Source organism: Amphritea sp. (assembly GCF_048266285.1).
Lineage (GTDB): Bacteria > Pseudomonadota > Gammaproteobacteria > Pseudomonadales > Balneatricaceae > Amphritea.
The window spans coordinates 74,896-97,572 of the sequence record NZ_JBLWZV010000008.1 but is presented as its reverse complement, the minus strand read 5'-3'; the positions used below and the strand labels follow the sequence as shown (position 1 = coordinate 97,572).

At 48.4% G+C, this 22,677-nt stretch carries 21 protein-coding genes, 1 other RNA gene and 1 riboswitch; of the genes, 12 read left to right on the top strand and 10 right to left on the bottom strand.

The annotated features are described in order from the left end of the window. The 3 genes from ACN0T0_RS11315 to ACN0T0_RS11305 are packed head-to-tail and all read left to right on the top strand — an operon-like array spanning position 1 to position 2,305. A complete protein-coding gene (locus ACN0T0_RS11315; RefSeq protein ID WP_417226114.1) occupies positions 1–939 on the top strand; it encodes an ABC transporter ATP-binding protein in 939 nt (312 codons plus the stop codon). Then, entirely contained in the window at positions 936–1,763 is an 828-nt protein-coding gene (locus ACN0T0_RS11310; RefSeq protein ID WP_417226112.1) for an ABC transporter permease subunit, read from the top strand. The genes ACN0T0_RS11315 and ACN0T0_RS11310 overlap by 4 nt, the downstream gene beginning before the upstream one ends. Then, positions 1,763–2,305 (top strand): nitrous oxide reductase accessory protein NosL, encoded by a 543-nt coding sequence (locus tag ACN0T0_RS11305; RefSeq protein ID WP_417226110.1) that lies wholly within the window; start codon positions 1,763–1,765, stop codon positions 2,303–2,305. The genes ACN0T0_RS11310 and ACN0T0_RS11305 overlap by 1 nt, the downstream gene beginning before the upstream one ends. Positions 2,306–2,438: 133 nt before the next feature. Here ACN0T0_RS11305 and ACN0T0_RS11300 read toward each other — a convergent pair whose 3' ends face one another. Next, on the bottom strand, positions 2,439–4,034 hold the full coding sequence (locus tag ACN0T0_RS11300; RefSeq protein ID WP_417226108.1) for an ABC-F family ATPase: 1,596 nt from the start codon (positions 4,032–4,034) through the stop codon (positions 2,439–2,441). A gap of 142 nt (positions 4,035–4,176) precedes the next feature. On the opposite strand from ACN0T0_RS11300, the gene ACN0T0_RS11295 reads away from it, so the two are divergent. The 3 genes from ACN0T0_RS11295 (at position 4,177) to ACN0T0_RS11285 (ending at position 6,534) form a co-directional block, all read left to right on the top strand. Then, entirely contained in the window at positions 4,177–4,647 is a 471-nt protein-coding gene (locus tag ACN0T0_RS11295; protein WP_417226106.1) for a transcription elongation factor GreAB, read from the top strand. A 65-nt stretch (positions 4,648–4,712) separates the two neighbouring features. Beyond that, a complete protein-coding gene (locus ACN0T0_RS11290; protein WP_215952399.1) occupies positions 4,713–5,195 on the top strand; it encodes an FKBP-type peptidyl-prolyl cis-trans isomerase in 483 nt (160 codons plus the stop codon). Between the two features lie 121 nt (positions 5,196–5,316). Further along, positions 5,317–6,534 (top strand): alpha/beta fold hydrolase, encoded by a 1,218-nt coding sequence (locus ACN0T0_RS11285; RefSeq protein ID WP_417226105.1) that lies wholly within the window; start codon positions 5,317–5,319, stop codon positions 6,532–6,534. Positions 6,535–6,644: 110 nt separating this feature from the next. Here ACN0T0_RS11285 and ACN0T0_RS11280 read toward each other — a convergent pair whose 3' ends face one another. Further along, the gene (locus tag ACN0T0_RS11280; RefSeq protein ID WP_417226103.1) at positions 6,645–7,127 is read right to left on the bottom strand and encodes a MarR family winged helix-turn-helix transcriptional regulator; all 483 of its coding nucleotides are present in this window, start codon (positions 7,125–7,127) and stop codon (positions 6,645–6,647) included. A gap of 259 nt (positions 7,128–7,386) precedes the next feature. Here ACN0T0_RS11280 and ACN0T0_RS11275 point away from each other — a divergent pair, with 259 nt between their 5' ends. Continuing rightward, positions 7,387–7,932 carry a VOC family protein gene (locus ACN0T0_RS11275; protein WP_417226101.1) on the top strand — a complete coding sequence of 182 codons (546 nt, stop codon included), beginning with the start codon at positions 7,387–7,389 and terminating at the stop codon, positions 7,930–7,932. A 112-nt stretch (positions 7,933–8,044) separates the two neighbouring features. Here ACN0T0_RS11275 and ACN0T0_RS11270 read toward each other — a convergent pair whose 3' ends face one another. From ACN0T0_RS11270 to ACN0T0_RS11260, 3 genes are all read right to left on the bottom strand, one after another. Then, positions 8,045–9,085 carry an ion transporter gene (locus ACN0T0_RS11270; RefSeq protein ID WP_417226099.1) on the bottom strand — a complete coding sequence of 347 codons (1,041 nt, stop codon included), beginning with the start codon at positions 9,083–9,085 and terminating at the stop codon, positions 8,045–8,047. A 189-nt stretch (positions 9,086–9,274) separates the two neighbouring features. Continuing rightward, complete coding sequence (locus tag ACN0T0_RS11265; RefSeq protein WP_417226097.1) at positions 9,275–9,604, bottom strand: hypothetical protein; 330 nt, start codon at positions 9,602–9,604, stop codon at positions 9,275–9,277. A gap of 40 nt (positions 9,605–9,644) precedes the next feature. Beyond that, positions 9,645–9,764, bottom strand: a riboswitch (SAM-I-IV-variant riboswitch). Between the two features lie 93 nt (positions 9,765–9,857). Then, positions 9,858–10,364: a retropepsin-like aspartic protease family protein gene (locus tag ACN0T0_RS11260; protein ID WP_417226096.1), complete on the bottom strand. Its 507-nt coding sequence runs from the start codon at positions 10,362–10,364 to the stop codon at positions 9,858–9,860. A gap of 179 nt (positions 10,365–10,543) precedes the next feature. Here ACN0T0_RS11260 and ACN0T0_RS11255 point away from each other — a divergent pair, with 179 nt between their 5' ends. Next, the gene (locus ACN0T0_RS11255; RefSeq protein WP_417226094.1) at positions 10,544–11,809 is read left to right on the top strand and encodes a DUF3422 family protein; all 1,266 of its coding nucleotides are present in this window, start codon (positions 10,544–10,546) and stop codon (positions 11,807–11,809) included. 143 nt (positions 11,810–11,952) lie between these two features. Continuing rightward, positions 11,953–12,049, top strand: an RNA gene (gene ffs / locus ACN0T0_RS11250) — signal recognition particle sRNA small type. 177 nt (positions 12,050–12,226) lie between these two features. Here the strand turns inward: ffs and ACN0T0_RS11245 are convergent. The 5 genes from ACN0T0_RS11245 to ACN0T0_RS11225 are packed head-to-tail and all read right to left on the bottom strand — an operon-like array spanning position 12,227 to position 17,045. Continuing rightward, positions 12,227–13,468, bottom strand: a complete 1,242-nt coding sequence (locus ACN0T0_RS11245) for a histidine kinase dimerization/phospho-acceptor domain-containing protein (protein ID WP_417226092.1) — start codon at positions 13,466–13,468, stop codon at positions 12,227–12,229. Between the two features lie 15 nt (positions 13,469–13,483). Further along, entirely contained in the window at positions 13,484–14,242 is a 759-nt protein-coding gene (locus ACN0T0_RS11240) for a response regulator transcription factor (RefSeq protein WP_417226090.1), read from the bottom strand. Between the two features lie 28 nt (positions 14,243–14,270). Further along, positions 14,271–14,951 carry a phosphatase PAP2 family protein gene (locus tag ACN0T0_RS11235; RefSeq protein ID WP_417226088.1) on the bottom strand — a complete coding sequence of 227 codons (681 nt, stop codon included), beginning with the start codon at positions 14,949–14,951 and terminating at the stop codon, positions 14,271–14,273. Next, complete coding sequence (locus ACN0T0_RS11230) at positions 14,948–15,346, bottom strand: diacylglycerol kinase (protein ID WP_417226087.1); 399 nt, start codon at positions 15,344–15,346, stop codon at positions 14,948–14,950. The genes ACN0T0_RS11235 and ACN0T0_RS11230 overlap by 4 nt, the downstream gene beginning before the upstream one ends. Before the next feature lie 10 nt (positions 15,347–15,356). Next, positions 15,357–17,045: a phosphoethanolamine transferase gene (locus tag ACN0T0_RS11225; protein ID WP_417226085.1), complete on the bottom strand. Its 1,689-nt coding sequence runs from the start codon at positions 17,043–17,045 to the stop codon at positions 15,357–15,359. Positions 17,046–17,656: 611 nt separating this feature from the next. Here ACN0T0_RS11225 and ACN0T0_RS11220 point away from each other — a divergent pair. Genes ACN0T0_RS11220 through ACN0T0_RS11210 form a run of 3 tightly spaced genes read left to right on the top strand, consistent with a single transcriptional unit; the run spans position 17,657 to position 22,591 of the window. Beyond that, positions 17,657–18,667 carry an HlyD family secretion protein gene (locus tag ACN0T0_RS11220; protein WP_417226083.1) on the top strand — a complete coding sequence of 337 codons (1,011 nt, stop codon included), beginning with the start codon at positions 17,657–17,659 and terminating at the stop codon, positions 18,665–18,667. A gap of 12 nt (positions 18,668–18,679) precedes the next feature. Continuing rightward, entirely contained in the window at positions 18,680–21,463 is a 2,784-nt protein-coding gene (gene rbbA / locus ACN0T0_RS11215) for a ribosome-associated ATPase/putative transporter RbbA (protein WP_417226081.1), read from the top strand. A 3-nt stretch (positions 21,464–21,466) separates the two neighbouring features. After that, complete coding sequence (locus ACN0T0_RS11210) at positions 21,467–22,591, top strand: ABC transporter permease (RefSeq protein ID WP_417226208.1); 1,125 nt, start codon at positions 21,467–21,469, stop codon at positions 22,589–22,591. Positions 22,592–22,677: the final 86 nt, after the last annotated feature.

Sequence of the window (22,677 nt, the reverse complement as noted above, 5' to 3'; positions counted from 1 at the left end):
ATGAGAAGTACAAATAACATTGTTGAGCTGCAACAGGTTGAGAAGCAATATCAGGGCGTGAGTGCACTGAGTCAGCTTAACTTGGAGTTACGTCAGGGCGAAGTCTTGGGGCTGTTTGGTCACAACGGGGCGGGTAAGACCACGACCATTAAATTGATTTTAGGTTTAATTGAAGCGACCTCCGGTCAAGTGAGAGTTTTTGGTGAAGACCCAACTCAATCGGAAGCCCGTAATCTACGTCGTAAACTGGGTTTTCTGCAAGAAAATGTAAGCTTTTATGATCAGTTAACTGGGCTGGAGGTGTTGCAATATTTTGCTCGGCTCAAAGGTGTTGCGAAGCAAAATTGCCAAGGATTGCTGGCGCAGGTGGGGCTTGAACAAGCAGGTAAACGTCGTGTTAAAACCTATTCTAAAGGTATGCGTCAGCGTCTGGGATTAGCGCAGGCATTGCTGGGCGAGCCGAAGCTGTTACTGTTGGATGAGCCAACCGTTGGTTTAGATCCGATCGCCACACTAGATTTTTATCGTCGGATTGAACAGCTGAAACAACAGGGTTGCACCGTTATTTTATGCTCCCATGTGTTGCCTGGGGTTGAAAAGTATATCGATCGAGCACTGATTCTAGGACAGGGTAAACTGCTGGCTGAGGGCAGCATTAATGATTTGCGGCAGCAGGCAAATTTACCCGCCATCTTTCACTTACAGGGGCAGAGCTTAACGCTACCGGAACATTTTATGTCCAACGCTAAGCAGGATGGCGATGGTACCTGGCTGGAGGTTCCGCTGCGTGACAAGATGGCAGCGATGCAACAATTGATTGGGCTGCCGGGTTTGCAAAACTTCGATGTACAGCTGCCTTCACTGGAAGATCTGTATACCCATTTTATTGCATCGCATACTCAAGCGGGTGCGATAGCGACTCAGGAGTTTGTGCAATGAGAGCTATTCTGACGGTTGCTAATAAAGAGTTCCGGGATGGTTTACGTAATCGCTGGGTGTTATCGATCTGTGTGATTTTTGCGGTCTTGGCGATCGGATTGGCTTATTTTGGTGCCGCCGCCGCAGGTAAAGTCGGCTTTACTTCGTTGTCTTCTACCATTGTCAGTTTGGCGAGTTTGGCGGTCTTTATTATTCCGCTGATTGCGCTGATGCTAGCCTACGATGGCGTCGTGGGTGAGGATGAAAATGGCACGCTACTGCTGTTAATGACCTACCCGTTATCTCGTTGGCAGTTGCTGCTCGGTAAGATGATGGGGCAGGGGGCGGTGATGGCCTTTTCAACACTGGTGGGGTTCGGTTCGTCAGCGATGATGATGGGGATTTTTTCCGGTACCACCAATTGGGGTGAGTTGATTGGCCCCTATACGGTGTTTATCTTCTCATCGATGTTACTGGGGTGGATTTTTATCGCCATTGCTTATGTTATCAGTGTGTCGGTGTCGGAGAAGTCGAAGGCCGCCGGTATCGCTCTGATCACTTGGTTTGTGTTTGTGCTGGTTTTCGACCTCGGACTACTGGGGGTGCTGGTAACGACTCAGGGCAATGTGGATGAGACATTGTTTCCATACCTGCTGTTATTAAACCCGACGGATATTTTCCGTCTAGTGAATATCACCTATTTTGCCGACCAAAACCTTACCGGCTTGATGGCTATCGCTCAGCAATCGCAATTTTCAATTGGCGCGTTATTGGCTGGCCTGTTGGTATGGCTGGCAATACCGGTGGGGTTAGCGATAGCGGTCTTTAATAAACGAGGCTTGTGATGAAACATTGGTTAAAACTGTTGCTGGTGATTCCGCTAGCCTTGCTGGGCTGTGCCGACGATGAAAAGGAGCGGATGGTGCATCAGGCGATTGCTATTGAAAGTAGCGCAGAATGTCATCTGTGCGGCATGATTATTACTAACTTTCCCGGCCCGAAGGGGCAACTCTACACTAAGGGGATCAATGGCAATCTGCGCTTCTGCTCCACTCGGGATATGTTTGCTTTTATTGTCGACCCTGAGAATCAGCATAATATTCAGGAAGCTTTTGTGCATGATATGGCGGTAACACCTTGGGATCATCCTGAGGATGAGGCCTATATCGATGCTCGAAAAGCCTTTTATGTGGTCGGTCACGGTAAGCGTGGTGCGATGGGGCCCACCTTAGCGAGTTTTTCAACTCAGGCTGATGCGGATGCTTTTGCGACTTCGCAAGGGGGGAAGGTGTATCGTTTCGACGAGATTACGCTGGAGCTTCTGGTGAGTATGAATGGCATGAGCACCGATGCATCATTGCCGGGTATGTCGGGTAACGCACACTGAGCAAGTTGCTAACCAAAGACCTGTCAGTAAGTCTCTCGGTAAACAAAAAAAGCCAGCCCGGTTAGGGGCTGGCTTTTTGGTAAGTGGTTTGATCTATCTGGCGTTTATCACAGGGCGGCTCAGTTGGGCCTGATCAGCCAGCAATGCCTTGTTTTTTCAGATACTCTTCATAGCCGCCTTGGAAGTCGGTCAGGCCGTCTTCTTTCATATCGATAATGCGGGTGGCTAGCGATGAAACGAACTCGCGGTCATGGCTGACAAAGATCAGTGTGCCATCAAAGTTCTCCAATGCAAGGTTCAACGCTTCGATCGATTCCATATCCATATGGTTGGTGGGTTCATCCATCAGCAGAATATTCGGCTGTTGCAGAATTAATTTGCCTAGCAACATGCGACCTTTTTCACCACCGGACAGCACCTTAACTGACTTTTTAATCTCATTTTGCGAGAACAGCATCCGGCCTAAAGAGGCACGAATAACCTGTTCGTCTGAGCCGGATTTAGTCCACTGGGACATCCAGTCAAACAGATTACTCTCTTCGGCAAAGTCGTGGGCATGATCCTGAGCATAGTAGCCAATATTGCTGTTTTCAGACCATTTAACTTCCCCAGCGTCCAGCTCAAGTTCACCCTGTAGGCTCTTCAGAAGGGTCGTTTTACCGATACCGTTAGGGCCGATAATCGCGATGCGTTCTCCCACTTCGACCATCATGCTGAGGTCTTTGATGAGTGGCTCGCCGCCATAGCCCTTGGTGAGACCTTCTACTTCGAGCGCTAAACGGTGTAGCTTTTTCTCTTGATCAAAGCGGATATAGGGGCTTTGACGACTGGAGGGCTTGATATCGTTAAGCTCGATTTTTTCAATCTGACGCGCCCGCGACGTGGCCTGTTTGGCTTTCGAGGCGTTGGCGGAGAAGCGGCTAACGAAACTACGCAGTTCAGCAATCTGGGCTTTTTTCTTGGCATTGTCCGATTGCAGGCGTTCTTGCAGAGCAGTCGATGCGATCATGTAATCGTCATAGTTGCCGGGATAAAGTCGTAGCTCACCGTAATCCAAGTCGGCCATATGGGTGCAGACTGAGTTGAGGAAGTGACGGTCGTGGGAGATGATCACCATGGTGCTGTTACGATCGTTTAGCACCCCTTCCAACCAGCGAATGGTGTTGATATCCAGGTTGTTGGTCGGCTCATCCAGCAGCATAATGTCGGGATCAGCAAACAGTGCCTGAGCCAGTAATACTCGTAGTTTCCAGCCGGGTGCGACTTCGCTCATCGGGCCGAAATGCTGTGCGGTTGGGATATCCAGACCGAGTAGTAATTCGCCAGCACGGGATTCAGCGGTATAGCCATCCAGTTCGGCAAATTCAACTTCCAGTTCGGCAACTTTAATGCCTTCCTCTTCGGTCATATCAGGCAGGCTGTAGATACGGTCCCGTTCCTGTTTGATTTCCCACAGTTCGGCATGGCCCATAATGACGGTATCAATCACGCTAAACTCTTCAAACGCGAATTGATCCTGACGCAGCTTACCGATGCGTTCGTTCGGGTCTTTACTGACGTTGCCGGCCGAGGGCTCCAGATCTCCCCCGAGGATTTTCATTAGGGTGGATTTGCCGCAACCGTTCGCTCCGATCAGGCCGTAGCGGTTACCCTCACCAAACTTAACAGAGATATTTTCGAACAGTGGTTTGGCACCAAACTGCATAGTGATATTAGCGGTAGTCAGCAAAACAGGAATCCATCAGTCTAAACGTTGAGGTTAAAAATAAGCGCCGTATTGTCCCACAAATCACCCTTAAAGTGTGTGAATAGAGTGTTTCTTTTTGATAATTAAATGGAGATACTGCAACGGTTGAGTTACAGGTGGATGTATGGATAAACAACGGTTAATCGCGCAGATCATTAGTCAGCTGCAGACAGACCTCGAAATGAATGTCGCGGCGGCGAATGAAGCACATGAAGCGGCAACCCATGAAGAGAGCGTGGCGGAGAATCAATATGACACCCTCGGTCTTGAAGCGTCCTATTTAGCCCACGGCCAGTCTATGCGAGTGCAGGCACTCGAGCATGATATCGCCGCCTATGGGCAGATGCCGGTTCGCGCGTTCAACGAGGATACCTCCGCGGGGTTAGCGGCACTCATTACCCTAGAAGACAGTCGTGGCGTAGAAAAACAGCTATTTATTGGGGTCGCCGGTGGGGGAATGCAAATTGACTTCGACGCGTCTAAGGTCACGGTCATAACGCCGGAAGCCCCCTTAGGAGCCGCACTAATAGGGCGCTATATCGGTGACCAGATAAGTTTGCCGCAGGGTGAATTTGAGATTACCAATCTACGCTGATGCCGTATAATCAGCGCCAATCGTTTTATGAGCTGTTTAATCGCTCAGTTACTTAAGGAATTACCATGAGTATTACCAAAGACAAAGTTGTTCAGTTTCATTACGCGCTGCACGATGCTGACAAAACGGTTGAAGAAACCACCCGGGGTGGCTCTCCTATGGCTTACCTGCACGGTCATAATAATATGATTAAAGGTCTCGAACAGGCGATGGAAGGCAAAGCGGTGGGCGATACTTTTTCCGTTACTCTCGCGGCAAAAGACGCTTATGGCGAACACCAGCCTGATTCGGAGCAACGTATCCCAGTTAAACATCTACAGGGCGCAAAAAAATGGCGGCCGGGTATGGTGGGCACTGTTCAGACCGAGCAGGGGCAGCGCCAAGTGACTGTGGTTAAGGTGGGTAAATTTATGGTGACAGTGGATAATAACCACCCGCTGGCCGGCAAGGAGCTGACCTTCGATATCGATATTCTTGATATTCGCGATGCAACGGCCGAAGAGGTCGCCCATGGTCACGCACACGGTGCGGGAGGTCATCACCACTAAGGGATGCCGATTGGTCGGTTGTTCTAATTTATCTTACCAATCTGCTCCATAGCGAAAAATAAATAGCTCATCGCCTCTGTCTGATTAATACTGTGTATCGAAGACAATTGAGGAAGGTGCGATGAAGACGGAGCGTTTAGAGTTTACTGGCCATGATGGCTCGTTATTGGCGGCAAGATTGGATCTACCGGTGGGCAAGCCGGCAGCTTATGCGCTGTTTGCCCACTGCTTTACCTGCTCAAAAGATCTACAAGCATCCCGTCGAATAGCTCAGCGTTTAGCTTCTTTGGGTATCGCGGTATTACGCTTTGATTTTACTGGGCTAGGGCATTCCCAAGGTGAGTTTGCCAATACCGGCTTTAGTTCCAATCGCCAGGATCTGCTGTTAGCAGTGGATTTTCTCCGTGAGCATTACGCAGCCCCTCAGTTGTTGATTGGCCACTCCTTTGGAGGTGCTGCGGTGCTGGCGATTGCTGGCCAAGTTCCAGAGGCAAAGGCGGTGGTGACCATCGGTGCTCCGGCTGACCCAAAACATCTACTGCATAACTTTGATGAGCATATCGATACCATCTGCGCGGAAGGTGAGGCTAATGTTAGTCTTGGCGGTCGTCCATTTACCATTAAGCGCGAGTTTCTTGAAGATATCTCATCGGCATCGCTCGAAAAAGCGGTTAGAGGCTTACGTAAGGCACTATTGGTGATGCATGCGCCGTTAGATGAAACGGTACCGGTGGATAATGCCGCTCAGATCTTTCAGATGGCTAAACACCCTAAGAGTTTTGTTACTCTGGATTCTGCCGACCATCTTCTCAGCCGACAGGAGGATGCTGACTATGCGGCGGAAGTGATATCGACTTGGGCGCAACGCTATATTGATGTACAGATCTTGCCCAAATATATTAATGCACCGGAAGGTATTATTCGGATCAGTGAAGCCGACCCGGATAGCTTTACCCAAGATATTAGTGCTGCAGGTCATCATTTGATTGCCGATGAGCCGCTCAGTTATGGCGGTAGTAATCTCGGCCCATCCCCGTATCAACTGGTTGCGGCGGGTCTGGGCGCGTGCACAGCGATGACGATTAGAATGTACGCTCGGCATAAAAAGCTGGCCTTGGAGCATGTGCAGGTGGATGTTACCCATGACAAGGTACATGCGCAGGATTGTGCCAGCTGTGAGCAGCGTAGCGGCAAGGTCGACCAGTTTGAGCGGCGTATCACCCTCTCTGGAGACTTAACTGATGAAGAGCGTCAACGTTTATTGGAGATTGCCGATCGTTGTCCTGTGCATCGAACATTGGAAGGCGAGATTAATATTGTTACACGGTTAACCGACTAAGCGTCGCTTGGTGTTAGTCGTGTGAACTCGCGAGGTCGTCCTCGACTGACCGGCATTGTCGGCCAGTCGAGTGTTGCTAGCTAACAGGTTCGTCAAGCAGCGATTAAGTCTTAACCACAAAGTTGCAACTCTTCCGCTTTTTGCCGGACTTTCGTCATTAAATCCTGTAGCTGTTGCTGTTCTTCACTGGATAGTGCGGAAAGAATAAAGGCTTCCCGCGCCAAGATCAGCGGCACTAATTTTTTATAGATTGAACGGCCTTCATCGGTCAGGCTCAGACGGGAGTAACGTCGATCCTGACTATCTTCCTGTCGCTGTATCAGACCTGTGTCCGTGAGGCGACTGATGCCACGGCTAACCGGCATTTTCTCCAGTTTACAAGTGCTGGCAATGGCTTTTGCCGACATCGGCGGGTTAGCACCCAGTACCACCAGTATTCGCCATTCTTGGCGATTTAACTTAAATCGACCGTGATAAAGCTGAGACATTGATTGACTGACGGCCGAGTCCAAATTGGATAACTGATAAGGAAAAAACTGGTTCAGTTCAAATATCGGCTCGACCTTATCCTGAGTGGTTGATGGGTCATTCACTGAGGTTCATCCATAAAAGAGATAATAATGGCGTATATTCTATAAGGCTATTGGTGAAAAAGACAATTTCCAGTTACCGAATAATCGGTGTTATTCTAAATTTAATCAATTAAAACAAAAGGTTAAAAGTCTAAAAAACTTAAGCCATATAGTAACGAATGTTACTGATATAGCTAGGTTGAAAGCGAAATGCTACTTTGGACACAACAGCTAGATAACGGCTCGATAACAAGAATAACGATTATTATGAGGTTGACCCATGATCGAAATTGAACAGATACACCATGTTGCGTATCGCTGTAATGATGCCAAAGAAACGGTTGAATTTTACCAAGATGTGCTGAATATGGAGTTTTTGGTGGCGATTGCTGAAGATCGCGTGCCTTCAACTAAAGAGCCTGATCCCTATATGCATCTGTTTTTGGATGCGGGTAATGGCAATATTCTAGCCTTTTTTGAACTGCCAACTAAACCGAAAATGGATCGTGATCAGAATACCCCTGCCTGGGTGCAACACATCGCTTTTCGGGTGAAAGATGAAGCGGCGTTATTGGCCGCCAAAGCGGATATTGAAGCGAAGGGTATCGATGTAATTGGGCCAACAGAGCACGGTATTATCCGTTCGATCTACTTTTTTGATCCCAATGGCCATCGTCTAGAACTGACCCATACTAAGGGCAGTGATGCACAGATGGCTGAGCTAAAAAGAGTCGCGCCATTGATGTTGGAAGAGTGGTCACGGACTAAAAAGGCACCTAAACATGCCGCTTGGTTGCATGAGGATGAGTTTAACGGGTTGGATTAAGATGAAATGAGTTTAGTGAATATCAATTGAGTTGGCCTTTTAAGTTGACCTTTAAGTTGGACTATACAGGCGAGTTATTCACTAGATCTATTCAACCGATCGATAACGGAGGCTAACCTTCGTTATGTTTATCGCCGTTATGGTTACGACGTTCAAGCCACTTAACCTTGTAGTGACAATGGGGACAGCGGTCGTGCAGTACCGAGTCGATCTCGTTGCGCAAGCGTCCCATATCTCGCTCTAAGTCTTTTTCCATATTCCGATTTAGGCTGGCATGTAGAATGTTGGCCGCATCCTCTTTACTGATACCCAATGTTTCACGCATTTGATTGAGTGCATTTTGCTCAATGGTATCGATCTTGCCATCCTGAATGGCCATATGCACCATCTTCTCATAGGTCGTACGCCGCTCTCGAATCGCTTCGTTAAAACCCGATGCGAGGATACCGGCGGGGAGGGCGACGATACCCAAACTCATGATACTGATGATGGACGCCAGAACTTTGCCGACCACGGTGATGGGAATAACATCGCCATAACCTAAGGTGGTCATGGTCACAATGGCCCACCACATCGCCGCCGGGATACTGCTAAACACTTCTGGCTGGGCTTGGTGTTCGGCATAGTAGATCAGGCTAGAAGCCAGAATAATCAGCATTAAAATCACAAATAGCGCAGCACCGATTGATCGGGCTTCGCGCCGCAACACCTGTAATAACAGAGACATCGAGGCTGAATAACGGGTGAGTTTGAATACCCGCAGTAAACGTAGTACCCGCATAAAACGTAGATCGACGATCATCATCATGCTGAGATAAAACGGCAGAATAACTAATAGGTCGATCAGTGCTAGGGGGGTGAGCATATAACGTAGCCGGCTCCATAACGGGTGGCCATGCTTTATCTCTTCATTTTCAACACTGCTCCAGACCCTAGCCAGATATTCAATGCTGAAAATGATGACCGAAAAAATCTCAAATTGACTAAACCAACGCTGCTCTTCGATATTGTTTGAGGGCATGGTTTCTAGTATGACGCAGAGGACATTGAGGGATATCAGTGCGACGAGAAAAATCTGAATGATATTCCCAAAGCCGTGGTGATTTTTACCCGTCTCAAGGGTGTCGTACGTCAGTTTACGTATAGCGCGCATGGCCAACCTGATTATTGCTGAGCGAATAATTCATAGTATCGGTAAAAGGGGCTGATTATAAAGTCATTTATCGGACTAATAAGTGCAGCTGGCTGTTTCAGCGCGAGGCTTTTAAAACGAGATAACGATGAAAGCACACAGAGATAAGCTGCCTATCGAAGGTCTCAGGCAGCTTCGGGGTAGCGATGGTTAAAGCGTTTTACACCACTGTTCTGTCTTAATCGGGTCTAGCTGAGGGCTGAGTAAGGCTTGAGAGATAATCCGCTGTGCATCCTCAACCGTTAAGGAGGTTTGTGGTATCTCAATAAGCTTATAGCCGTGGCTGTTATCTTTGTTGCAGTACTCAATGTAGAGAAACAGTGTTGGCCGAGTTTGGCGCTTACCTTCAGCCATCCAATAACGAACATTGCACTGATAGATAGTGTGCCAACAGTTTGCTGGTGTATTAGGTTTAACAGAACGCTGATGCAAACCCGCGTCGGGGTTGGCCGCTTCTGTATAAATATGTGCTTCAAACATGGATCTGCTCCCATTTTCATGAGAGCTGACGTTGTGCGTGGGGGTTACCTGAAATTGTCGGTAATGACCACATCGTTTTGCGATAAATCAGCAGCAAAACAACCACCTTACCCAGGCAGGCAGGTTGGCGAGGACGTCAGCCCTTCTCTTGATGTTGAAAAAATGTATAAAAACGAATTCAGCCGCAATTTTAAGGCAATGGCGGGTTTCGCGCAAGACAGCCTTGTAAAAGATAGGGCGATTAACGACATTATTAATATTTAAGTGTCAGAGTATCGCCTTTTTGTATCAGTTCGAGGTGTTGTAAAAAGCTCATGCCGAGTAAAACTGTCTCGCCCTGCATATGGGGATTAATATGGGCCGACACCTGTTTTAGCGAAAGGCCTCCGAGTGCAACGGAATCCAATTGGGTGGCATAGACCTTAATTGTGCCATTAGCGGTGTTGGCATAGGCGGCTCGGCCGGGAGTGAGCTTGAGACTGTCGGCCAGCGTCCCCGGAATGCTGATGTTGGTAGCACCTGTATCCAGTAAAAAGCGTACCGGGTGGTCATTAATTCTGCCCGGAGCTACATAGTGTCCCTGACGGTTACGCTGTAATACCACAGGCGCATTGTTGTTGATGTTCATCAGCCCATGATTGGGATCATTCTGCTGTAGCCATTTATCCTGAAAAAACAGATAAAACAGCCCCAGTATGATAATCCAAGTGAGATGGGTAAAGAGGCGAGCGATAAAACGTCGGCTGCTATCCTGTTGCATAATGCTCCTGTATATTAGACCGCTTTAGACTTTAGTCTGATGTTGACGTTTGAATCCCTGCCGCGTTGCGACTAGGGCAATATTATCAGGGTTTCGGCGTAAGAGGGCAGAGTCGCAAACCCTTTCATGGTGGATGAAGGCCAGCGTCGGTTGCATCAGCGTACAGTGGAGTGAATACCGTGAAGTTTCATACACAGCGTCAAATGGTAGCCGATGAAGTTCATGCTCGGCCGTTTCAGCAATTGAGTGCGCCGTTAAAAGTACTGCACTTTGCGCTGATGTTAGGGGATAAGAGCATCGCCGACATACACGACGAGATCTCGGCATTTTACCAACTCTGTGGCGGTCAGCGGTTAGATCCGATGGCCAGCTTCTGTTATCAGCAGTTGGGCGCGTTGGCGCTCCGGTGGGAGGCGCACACAGAGTTTTACACCTTGACCCTGTATCATATTCAACTGGATGAGCATTGGCAGCAAAGCCTACCAGGCTTACCTGATAACTGGCATGAACAGCTTCCCGGTGAGTTGATCAGTGGTGTGCAGATACAGATGCTTGATGCCGGTGATCAATCGGATGCCACACAGGTTGAACAACTATTTCACAACCGCCAAGTGGTCGGTTCCGATGTGATGCGGGGTGCTGCGAGGGTTTGGACCGACTTTCGTGCCGAAGGCGTATTCGCGCTGGATCGAGTGTTAGTGAAGAATAATGATCTGCACGGTTATCAATGTGGTCGATTGATACAGCGTCTGTGTGAAATTAATACTTATAGAACAGTCGCATTACTCAGTTTAGAGCCGGCCCGCCAAGCGATGAAACAAGTTTCGTTACTGGATCGTGAGCTGGCGGCTATCACCGTTAAGTTAAGTGAGCTGGAGAAGGGTGAAGAATCTGATAGCCTAGATGCCCTGATGATTTTATCGGCACAGGCGGAAGAGATCTCGGCGAATACGGTTAACCGATTTTCTGCATCGGATGCTTATTATGCATTGGTACGTATGCGTATTTCTGAATTGGAGGAGGTGCGTATCGAAGGGCTACAAACCTTTGAACAGTTTATTGAGCGTCGGGTCGATCCCGCCATGCGTACTTGGCAGTCGGCGGCTCAACGGCTAGAGCGATTATCCCAGCGTATCGCTCGGGCTAGCAACCTATTACGTTCGCGGATCGATCTGTCGACCGAACAGAAAATCCACGGTTTGCTTAGTTCGATGAATAAACGCACCCGTCGTCAACTGACACTGCAGGCGAAGCTAGAAACTTTCTCAATTATTGTTGTGACCTACTATGTATTTGATTTGGTTGAACGCACCATTCGTCATCTAACCACCGGCGCGCCGCAGGATACGGCTATTCACTGGCTAAGTTACTCATTACCGGCGGTGGTGTTATTAGTTTGGCTGTATGTACGGCGTATTACCAAAGAGTTTAAATCCGATGATTAATGGTTGTTTTCTAAACATATTTCACAGCCTGCGCCATTAGTTTTCGGTCGCGGCTATAATCGGGTTTGCATCTACCGAACAGGCTGTTATACTGCCCGCCTGTCTCGTTCGAGACGACCTTAATGGTCACGTTATGGTGGCTCCATTGGTCCTCCCGCAACGATAAACCGTGAACCTGGTCAGGCCTGGAAGGGAGCAGCCACAGCGGTGGATTCGTGTGCCGGGATGTGGCTGGTGGGGCTGCCCCCATTACCTCATCTTGTTTATTTGTCTAAATCATCATTCTGTCTAGTTTGAAGATAATCCGTTTCGGCGCTATGTCGTGATCTGTTAACTGTTTTTCCTGCACCATTTTTAAGCTTGTTTGTCTCTCTGTATGCAATTAGCAAAAAATTCCTGCGTTGAGAGCATCGGTTTTTACGGTTGAAAGACGATGCGGGCATAGGTGCCTCGGGTTGGCGTGTGTTCCAAGGTGAATCTCCATTCCAGTTGTTCGCAGATCAGTGTGACAATATAGAGACCTAGTCCATGGCTTTCTTTTGCATCGCTCACTAATGCGCTGTCCAGCGTGTTGACGACTGATTTTTCGGCCTCATCCCACACCTCAATAAATTGATCAGAGATGACGACAATGACTTTCCCCTCATTATGGTTCAGCCCATTATTGATGAGGTTGCTCAGTAAAATTCTCACAATACTACTGTCGGCTTCGATTAAGGTATCGCCCTTCAGAGATTGAATCTCTATTCGTTCTTTTGCGTTGGGTGTGGCATCCGCGATGCTTGCGGTTACATCATTTGCAAGTGTTAGTAGCGAGAAAGATTCGTTAACGGCGGTGTCTTTTGTCTGACGTACGATGGTTAATAGTGCTTTGATATTATCAGACATTATCTCTGCTGAACTGATGATTCTCTGCAGCGTTTTTTGATCGTCGGCCTGTAATTGCTGTCTATGTTCAATGACCTCTGCGGCGCCAAGAATAACCGCGACGGGGGTTCTTAGTTCGTGACTGGCCATTGTGATAAGGGAGCGTTCTCGCTTGATCAGGGCATCGATCTTACTCAGAAAGGCATTGAAACAAGCGGAGATCCGGTTTAATTCTGCATCTTTATAGGTTTCCGGCAGACAGGTGAGGTTATCGATAGACTGAATGTCTTGTGTCAGTTGGGTGACGGGGCTCGAGACCATACGGCTAATCATTATCGATAGGCCATATCCCAATAGGATGGCTATCACCAGCAGACTCAATAAGACAGATATCATCAGGGCTTCATATTGACCAAAGAGTGACTGGTCTTTTGCAAGAAAGAAAGTACCTCCAGGGACCTTATCGATAATAACCATATACTCTTTGTCTAAAAATTCGACTTCACCTTCATAAGGGATGGATAGATTGCGAAAAATGATGGGGAGGTTTTCTATTTCAGACGTATGGGTTGGCAGGTAGGTTAGGGTTAACATCGCTGATTTTACGTGTACCACTTGATCTGTATCGTGGCGGCTCAGTAGGTGCTCTATTTCCGATTGCTTGTCCATTTTCATCATGGTGCCTTCCATAAACTCCAGAAAGAGCCAAGCGGTGAAGAGTACTGCTAGGACGCTGAGTGTATAGGTCCAGAAAAACAGTTTTTTAATGCGGCTGGAGATCGAGCGTTCCATATAGCTACCTATGCACTAGGCGGGATCAAGGCAATACCCGCGTCCATGAAGTGTTTTGATCATGTCTTGGCCATAAGTGTTCTTTAACGTTTTTCGTAACACGTAGACATGGGTTCGAATGACATTAATATCCCCATCCGGATGACCCCAGATATCCGTACTGAGGTGTTGATAAGTCACATAGTCGGGATACTTTCTAATCAATGTTTCAAAGATGGTTGCGGCATAACCTATTAATTTCAGTTCGCGTTGATCCTGCAGTTTGACGGTTAAGGTGCCGGGGTAATAGCGGATATTGTTCGCCGTTAAACAGTCGTTATTCGTTTGCCGGCGGCGACATAATGCTTGTATGCGCAGCTCCAGCTCTTTCATATGAAAGGGTTTGACCAAATAGTCATCTGCGCCGTTATCAAAGGCTTGGGTTTTATCTTCAATCGAGTCTCTCGCCGTGAGCATTAACACGGGAACTGAAGAATTTAGGTCCTCTCTTATTCGGCGACAAATGGTTAACCCGTTTACCCCCGGCAGCATAATATCGAGAATGATCACGTCATAGGGATGACTCGCCAGTAAGTGGAGTGCTGTTAGACCATCAGCGGCATAATCAAGCTCATAATTATCTTCGCCTAGATATTCAAAGAGGTTTTCCGCCAGTCGTTTATTATCCTCAACGATAAGCAATCTTCGTTTGGCATTGTTCGATGGCGGTGTCATAACGCTGTTCTCGTGGGTCAGAAGACGGATAAATTTATATAGCTCAGGGGTAATCTGCATTGTGATGCTGAGATGTTCTTATAGCATATTAAGCTGCGGCTGTACGGTGGCGAAACAGCCATTGATAGCTTGCTAAGGCCGTATACCAACAGATTGCTAATGTCCAAAGGTCATGGGAAAGGAAGTGAGCGCCGCGAAATTGTTGCGACAGGCCAAACGCCATACCCAGTAATAAGCCAACAGAAAGTGCCGCCATGCGCCATTGGGGCTTATAGAGACGGCAGAAGAAATACAATGCGACCCAGGCATAGCCGCCACTAGCATGTCCCGCCGGGAAGCAGCGAACAGTGCCCGAGCCGAATATAGCATTAACGATCGGGGCATAAAACTGCTCTCCGCCATAGCGTTGGAAATCCCACGGACACGAGATATGGGTAATATCTTTCAAACCAGAAACGATCAGCAAAGAGGTTATCACCGCGCCAAACAGGTACCCTAGGCCTGCCCGATAGGAGCGCATACTTTGACTTAGCCAAGTGCTGGCTAGCGCCCCTAGATTTAAAAGAATGAGAGCGCCGACGAGCATTCGTCCCCCCTTATGGATAACCGTTTCTAATAACCAACTATCTTGCAGGTTCCAGCTGTTTCCCTCGAAAGCGTAAATGGCATCGGCTAGCCGTAAATCTAAGCCTTGCACGTCGAGCAGGTAGGTCGCGATCAGTAACAGCGGCAGAGGCATGACCCAGTGATAAGACAAAGATCTGTTCATAGAATGATTAGCCCCCATGTCATGAGTACAATCATTAATGCCAGCAAAACCGCAGCAGAACCCATATCTTTTGCTCTGCCGCTAAGTTCATGGAGTTCGACACCGATACGATCAACGACAGCTTCGATCGCCGAATTCAGTAGCTCAACAAGGATCAGCAAGAGAACACTGGCGATCAATAAAATGCGTTCGATGGAATCCTGACCGAGATAAAGTGCCAAAGGGATCAGTACCAGTGCACAGAGTGTTTCTTGTCGAATGGCTGCCTCATGCTGCCATGCCGCTTGCAAGCCTTTGATGGAATAGCCTGTGGCTAACACTAACCGCTTGACGCCTTTGATACCTTTAAAAGCCGATGCATCTGTGGTTAGCGGCTGTTGTTCAGTTTTTAACATGATGACTCTTCTATTCATGGGATGTGGCGGCAATGGTGGATGCTTTGTTAACGGGTCGACAGCTGCTGAAAATATCCATTTCTTGGCGGTAAGCGTCAGTCTGCACATCGAGTAATCCCAGCATTGAATCAAACAGATTGTCGTGACTAAAATGACGTTTACGTTTGCCGTCTACGCAGCTTTTACTGATTGAAAAGCGATTGGCGAAACCATCATCCATCCAGAAGATGAATGGCACCTCGGTTTGTTCTTTTGGCGCCAACATATAGGGCACTCCGTGCAGGTACAGATTGTTTTCACCCAGTGATTCACCGTGATCAGAGAGATACAGCATGCTGGCGTCATATTGATCACTTCTCGATTTTAGAAAGTTGATCACCTCAGAAAGAAAATAATCGGTGTAGAGAATGGTGTTGTCATAGGCGTTGATGATTTCCTGCTGGCTGCACTCTTGCAGTTGGTTGGTGTCACAGATAGGTGAAAATTTTCTAAACGCCTCAGGGGTGCGCATAAAATAGCTAGGGCCATGACTTCCTTTTTGGTGCAAGACAATGACCACATTGTTAGCTGCTGCGCTGATCGTCTGTTCTAGTTTTTCCAGTAGAATCATGTCGTAACACTCACCGTCATGGCACAGATTCGGGTTATCGGCGTCCATTAAATTGATACTCTCAACACGGTTGCAAACGCCTTTGCAGCCTGAATTATTATCTTCCCAGATAACGCTAAGTCCCGACCGTTGTAATACATCTAATAAATTGTCGGAATTGATTGCCTGATCATGGTCATAATTGGAGCGGTCCATGTTGGAAAACATACAGGGCAAAGAGACCGCGGTGGATGTTCCGCAAGATGAAAAATCACTAAAGCTGACAATATTTTGCTGACTCAATTTAGGTGTTGTTTGCCGTTGATAATCGTACAGTGAAAAGTTAGCCCGACGCGCCGTTTCACCTACAACCAGAATAGTGACTACCTTTTTCTGTGCCTTAGACTGCCAACTCAAGCCTAGGTGTGCATCGCTACCGACAGTTTGAAATTCACGTTTATTTTTCGGCAGAAAATGCTGCGCATAGGATTGCAAAGAGTACACATAGTTGAGGGGGACGATCAGGTCTCGCACATATCGGTGGTTACGAAAAAGTGAGGCGTAGTCCTGGTAGAAGGTCACTGCGATAAGACCAATAACAAGAGTAATGGTAACGAATGTCGTGATTTTCGTTAGCAGGAACCGTAGTGGCGAGCCATAGTTGATCTGTACATGCCAAACCCATAGGGCAGGTAAGACGCCCGTCAGAGTAACGTAGACCAATAGACTGATACTGAATAACTCGGTGCTTTCTTTAACATCGGTTTCCATCATATTCATGATCATGGTTTTATCGATCATGATGTTGTAAGTCTGCATGAAGTAAGTCGCTACTGATGCGGTGATTAACAGCGTAATAAGCACCGGTTTCAACACCCAGGGAAGCGCTAATAAAGTCAGAAATAAATTAAAAATCGCCATGAAGAAAAAGAATAAACCCACCATAAAAAGCAGGTCTTTAAGGCTGTTGACGCCATGGATTTCGTAGACAGCGGAAAAGAAGCTGGCATTGAACATCACCATTAAATAGGTTGATACCAGTAGCGTCATTAGCCAACTGGAGCATTGGTTAGGCAGTTTCTGGAAGATTTTTTTAATGGCGAACGACATAGCTGGAAAACCCACATTCATAGTTGTCTTACCGCAGAGGTAAGATTGGAAGTGGGATTATCGAAGAGGTATCGTCATGCCAGTATCAAGGAAACATCAAGGAAATATCAAACTGTAAAAGTGATGGGTAATCGGGGCTGGTCGCTCTACTTTTTTCGGCTAACCCTTTCACTAATCCTTTAATTAGCGAGTTTCACTGGGTCATGGTTGTCTGCTAGGTGAATCTTTTGCTATGAATCGCTTATTAGTATGGTTTGAATGCTAATTTAGAGTATGCTAATTTAAATTTCTGTCACAACTTACCGTTATCACCGATATGGGGCAGTGGTTTAGCGTTTACTGGGCCCATGGTTGATTGAGGTCGATGAAATCCCCCTTAGATTGTTGATATTCTATTCACATGAGTTAACAGAGGCGGGTATTAGCTCGCATAACAGCATCTCAGACGGTGTGTTATGTATGTTTGAATGCTAGTTGGGATAGATTTATACGCCCCTTTGTATGGTTTAAATATGGCTGGTGGGCGATTGAATCATGGCAATGGCTGCTAGGTTGATGGACAGCAGGTTCAACGATAATCAGTTGGCGATGTTTGGATAATGGAGAATAACGTGAAGCGAGTCATAATCGGTGTGTGTTTAATACTGGCCGTTGCTGCAAGCTGGCTGCTGTGGCAGTACTTTCAAGCGCCTGGCTTACCGGCGGATATCGCTTCGGGTAATGGACGCATTGAAGCGGTGCAAATGGATATCTCAACAAAGATTGCGGGTCGTGTAGAGTCTATATCGGCACAAGAGGGTGATCTAGTCCAGCCAGGGCAAACGGTTGCCATGATTGATACCGCACAGTTACGTGCGCAGCGGTTACGGGCGGATGCTCAGATCGCTAGTGCTGAAAGTCAGGTGGCAGCCGCTGAAGCGTCGATTGCTCAGGCTAAGGCTAGGCTGGTGTTAGCGCAACAAGAACTCGCTCGCGCACGGGAATTACTGAAAAGAGGCCACGCTAGTCAGGAATCATATGATACCAACGTGAGTGCGGTGGCTGTGGCGAAGGCTAACCTTAAAGCGGCTGAGGCAACCTTGGTTTCGCAACAACGCAATGTGGATGCTGCGCGGGCGGATGCTCAAGGCATTCAAACACAGATTGACGATGCAACACTGGTTGCTCCGAGTATTGGCCGAGTGCTATATCGTCTTGCGGAGCCCGGTGAAGTGTTGGGCAGCGGCGGTAAGGTGCTAACACTGGTAAATCTAGCCGATGTCTATATGGAAACTTTTTTACCCTCATCCCAAGCATATCGTGTTTCTATCGGTGCCGAGGCTCGGGTTAAGCTGGATATTCTCGATGTGGCTATTCCCGCCACTGTTAGCTTCGTGTCACCGGAATCACAATTCACTCCGAAAGAGGTCGAAACCGCAAGCGAGCGGGAAAAACTGATGTTCCGGGTCAAGGTTCGGGTGCCAGAAGCCTTAGTACAGGCCTATATCGATCGTGTTAAAACCGGCGTACGTGGGGTGGCGTATATTCGTCTTGCTCCGCTATCGGGTGAACAGTCTTCAGAATGGCCCGAATTTCTTCAGAAGCTGCCCCCGATGGTCAATCCAGCCACTAGCAATAACTAACGGGTGCCAATAATGGCTCAACAAGATCGCCCGATCGCCCGGCTTCAAGGTGTTACGCACACCTATAAACAGGTCGCCGCTGTCGATGATATTACTCTGGATATTCCCGCAGGCTTGATGGTGGGGCTGCTAGGGCCGGATGGTGTTGGCAAATCGACCCTGATGGGGCTTATTTCTGGCGCGCGCAAACTGCAGCAAGGTCATCTTGAGGTGCTCGGCGGTGATATGGCATTGGCTGCACATCGTAATCTGGTTGGTCCTGGGATTGCCTATATGCCCCAAGGGCTTGGCAAGAACCTTTATGCCGAACTCAGTGTTGAGGAAAACCTTGATTTCTTTGGCAAGCTATTTGGCCAAGGGCCGGCTGAACGCAAGGTTCGTATCGCTAGGTTAACTCAAGCGACGGGGCTTGATCCGTTTCTGTCACGCCAAGCGGGCAATTTATCGGGGGGCATGAAACAGAAGTTGGGGCTTTGTTGCTCATTGATTCATGACCCTGACCTGTTGATTTTAGATGAGCCAACCACCGGTGTTGATCCACTGTCTCGGCGGCAGTTTTGGCAACTGATCGCGACGATTCGTCAAGAACGGCCAAGTATGAGTGTGTTGGTGTCTACCGCCTATATGGATGAAGCTGAAGGCTTTGACTGGCTGGTTGCGATGGATGCTGGGCGAGTGCTCGATACTGGTACACCAGCAGAACTTAAGGAACGTACAGGTGCTGATGATTTAGAAACCGCTTTCGTGCGGCTTTTGCCGGAAGACAAACGCGGCGATATGACTGAACTGGTCATCCCACCGCTGGAAAAAAGTGCAGCGACCCCGGCGATTGTCGCAAAAGGCTTAACCCGTCGCTTCGGTAGCTTTACCGCGGTGGATAACGTTAGCTTTGAGATTCAAGCCGGCGAGATCTTTGGTTTCCTCGGTTCAAACGGCTGCGGCAAAACCACCACCATGAAGATGTTGACCGGATTGTTACCGGTATCCGAGGGTGAGGCGTTTCTGTTCGGCAAGCCGGTCAATGCCAGTGATTTAGAAACGCGGAAACGGGTTGGCTTTATGACCCAGGCTTTTTCCCTCTATGGCGAGCTGACGGTTGCGCAAAACCTAACCTTGCATGCTCGGCTGTTTCATTTGCCGCCGGAAAAAGCCAGCGACCGTATTGCTGCCCTCGTTAAGCGTTTTAGCCTAGGTGAGCATATGGATGCCTTGGCCTCATCATTGCCCTTGGGGATGCGTCAGCGACTTTCATTGGCAGTGGCGGTGATTCATGAGCCGGAAATGCTGATTCTTGATGAACCAACATCCGGTGTCGATCCCGTTGCCCGAGATGGCTTCTGGGAGCTATTGGTTGAGCTATCTCGGAAAGATAAGGTGACAATCTTTATCTCGACCCACTTTATGAACGAAGCGCTGCGCTGCGACCGGATCTCTCTGATGCATGCCGGCCAAGTGCTGGTCTATGATGAGCCGCAACATCTGGTGGAAGCCAAGGGTGCTGCCTCTTTGGAAGATGCATTTATTAGCTACCTTGAAGATGCTATTGCTGAGAAGGAGTCGAATGTTGCGGTGCAGGCCGATCAAACGGCCATCACAACAACGTTGACAGCGGGTGCTGAAGAAGACACCGAAGCGCTAGCTCCTCAAGCTACAACTGAGCAACTGCATGGCTTCAGTCTTAATCGACTGCTGGCTTACAGCTATCGTGAAATCATGGAGGTCATGCGTGATCCGGTACGGATGGCATTTGCTTTTCTCGGCAGTTCGATGCTGCTGATCGTGATCGCCTACGGGATCTCATTGGATGTTGAAAACCTCACCTATGCGGCGCTAGATAACGATCGTACCCCCGAGAGTCGCGAATATTTAAGTAATTTTGAAGGTTCTCGCTATTTTAGTGAACAGCCTGCGTTACAGAGTAAAGAGGAACTTGAGCGACGCTTGAGATCGAACGATATCACCCTTGCGATTGAGATACCGTCGGGCTTTGGTCGGCAGTTGAAAAAGGGGGAGAACCCCAGTATTTCGGCATGGATCGATGGCGCTAACACCACCCGGGCGAATACGATTGCCGGTTATGTTAACGGCGCCCATGTTCACTACCTGACCCAACTGGCGACCAATGTCGGCATCGATGCCAGCGCCATGAGCAAGGTGTCACAGGAATCTCGCTATCGTTACAACCCGACCTTCGAAACCATGTATTCGATCGGCCCGAAAACACCGGCGATGCTGCTGTTGTTATTTCCGGCGATCCTGATGGCGGTGAGTCTGGCGCGGGAAAAAGAGATCGGCACGATTACCAATTTCTATGTGACCCCGACCAACCGGTTTGAGTTTTTGATTGGTAAACAGCTGCCCTATATCGCAATCGGTATGGTCAATTTCGTGATTTTGACCTTGCTGGTGGTCTTTTTGCTCGATGTGCCTTTGAAGGGGAGTTTGGCGGGTTTAACCCTCGGTGCGTTGCTGTATGTTTTTACCTCAACCAGTTTTGGTTTGTTGGTATCAACGATCACTAAATCTCAGGTTGCCGCCGTGTTTGCGACTGCGATTCTGTTAATCATGCCGACCATTAACTTTTCCGGCTTGGTACAGCCCACCTCAACCATGGAGGGGGGCGGTTATCTTATCGGTGTTTTATGGCCAGCGACCTATTATATGCATCTCAGTGTTGCCGCCTTTACCAAAGGCTTGAGCTTTACCGAATTGATGGGGGATATCATGGTGCTGTCCCTGTTCGGCCCCATTTTAGTGGTTATCGCAGCGGCATTTCTGAAAAAGCAGGAGGTCTGAGTGATGCGAACTTGGATCAATATCTTCTGGCTTGGCACTAAGGAGCTGCGTAGCGTCTTTAGCGATGTGGTGATGGTGGTGCTGATTATTTATTCGTTCAGCCTGGCAATCTACTCCCAAGCCACCGCGACCAGTGAATCGGTCAATAACGCGTCGATTGCGATTGTCGATGAGGATCATTCGGCGCTCTCACGGGCCATCGCGAATGCGCTTTATCCGCCCTATTTTAAGACCCCAGAGCAGATCTCGCCTGCCGAGCTGGATGAGGGGATGGATTTAGATCGCTATATGTTTGTGCTGGAGATTCCGCCAAACTTTGAAGAGGATATACGCCGTGGTCGCCAGCCAAGCGTGCAGATCAATATTGATGCGACTGCCGTTACTCAGGCTAGCCTTGGCAACAGTTATATTCAAAATATCGTGGTTGATGAGGTTAACCACTTTATCAATCGTTCGGACGAAACCAGCGATTATGCCGTGACACTGGTTCAGCGGCGCGCTTTTAACCCAAACGGCACGGGGATGTGGTTTGGGGCGATTAATGCGCTGATTAATCAGATTTCGATGATTACCATTATTCTCACCGGAGCCGCGCTGCTGCGGGAACGGGAGCACGGTACGATTGAACACCTGTTGGTTATGCCGCTGAGTTCCTTTCAAATTGTGATGTCGAAAGTCTGGGCTAATGGGCTGATTATTCTGGTCGCCTTTGCCTTGGCGATGTGGTTTGTGGTGGAAGTGATTCTTGATGTGCCGATCAGTGGCTCGCGCTTGTTGCTGTTGGTGGGGACGACGCTGTATTTGTTTGCGGCGGCGGCCATTGGGATCTTTTTGGGTACCATCGCCCGCACCATGGCGCAGTTTGCGCTGTTGATGATCATGGCGATCGTGCCGATTATCATGCTGTCCGGTGGCTTAACGCCGATTGAGAGTCAGCCTGAGATTATTCAACCGCTTACTTGGTTTCTGCCATCGCGACACTATATGTCATTTGCTCAGGCGGTGGTTTTCCGCGGGGCGGATCTCAGTATCGTCTGGCCTGAATTGTTGAATATTCTAGGGCTAGGGGTGGTGTTCTTCAGTGCCAGCCTTGGTTTATTCAGACGATCAATTGCCGTCAGTCATTAAATCGTTTGAGCAAGCTAGGCTGCTTGCTCAAGCGTCCATAGATTATCGATCTCTGTCGTCCAGTATAGCTTTAACGGATGGTTAGA

Excerpts from the sequence above, each read along its gene's own strand:
- ACN0T0_RS11230 (WP_417226087.1), bottom strand. The coding sequence starts at position 15,346 with ATGTTAAAAACTGAACAACAGCCGCTAACCACAGATGCATCGGCTTTT.
- rbbA (WP_417226081.1), top strand. The coding sequence starts at position 18,680 with ATGGCTCAACAAGATCGCCCGATCGCCCGGCTTCAAGGTGTTACGCAC.
- ACN0T0_RS11235 (WP_417226088.1), bottom strand. The coding sequence starts at position 14,951 with ATGAACAGATCTTTGTCTTATCACTGGGTCATGCCTCTGCCGCTGTTA.
- ACN0T0_RS11210 (WP_417226208.1), top strand. The coding sequence starts at position 21,467 with ATGCGAACTTGGATCAATATCTTCTGGCTTGGCACTAAGGAGCTGCGT.
- ACN0T0_RS11275 (WP_417226101.1), top strand. The coding sequence starts at position 7,387 with ATGATCGAAATTGAACAGATACACCATGTTGCGTATCGCTGTAATGAT.
- ACN0T0_RS11315 (WP_417226114.1), top strand. The coding sequence starts at position 1 with ATGAGAAGTACAAATAACATTGTTGAGCTGCAACAGGTTGAGAAGCAA.
- ACN0T0_RS11225 (WP_417226085.1), bottom strand. The coding sequence starts at position 17,045 with ATGTCGTTCGCCATTAAAAAAATCTTCCAGAAACTGCCTAACCAATGC.
- ACN0T0_RS11270 (WP_417226099.1), bottom strand. The coding sequence starts at position 9,085 with ATGCGCGCTATACGTAAACTGACGTACGACACCCTTGAGACGGGTAAA.
- ACN0T0_RS11240 (WP_417226090.1), bottom strand. The coding sequence starts at position 14,242 with ATGCAGATTACCCCTGAGCTATATAAATTTATCCGTCTTCTGACCCAC.
- ACN0T0_RS11265 (WP_417226097.1), bottom strand. The coding sequence starts at position 9,604 with ATGTTTGAAGCACATATTTATACAGAAGCGGCCAACCCCGACGCGGGT.
- ACN0T0_RS11310 (WP_417226112.1), top strand. The coding sequence starts at position 936 with ATGAGAGCTATTCTGACGGTTGCTAATAAAGAGTTCCGGGATGGTTTA.
- ACN0T0_RS11285 (WP_417226105.1), top strand. The coding sequence starts at position 5,317 with ATGAAGACGGAGCGTTTAGAGTTTACTGGCCATGATGGCTCGTTATTG.
- ACN0T0_RS11245 (WP_417226092.1), bottom strand. The coding sequence starts at position 13,468 with ATGGAACGCTCGATCTCCAGCCGCATTAAAAAACTGTTTTTCTGGACC.
- ACN0T0_RS11260 (WP_417226096.1), bottom strand. The coding sequence starts at position 10,364 with ATGCAACAGGATAGCAGCCGACGTTTTATCGCTCGCCTCTTTACCCAT.
- ACN0T0_RS11290 (WP_215952399.1), top strand. The coding sequence starts at position 4,713 with ATGAGTATTACCAAAGACAAAGTTGTTCAGTTTCATTACGCGCTGCAC.
- ACN0T0_RS11295 (WP_417226106.1), top strand. The coding sequence starts at position 4,177 with ATGGATAAACAACGGTTAATCGCGCAGATCATTAGTCAGCTGCAGACA.
- ACN0T0_RS11305 (WP_417226110.1), top strand. The coding sequence starts at position 1,763 with ATGAAACATTGGTTAAAACTGTTGCTGGTGATTCCGCTAGCCTTGCTG.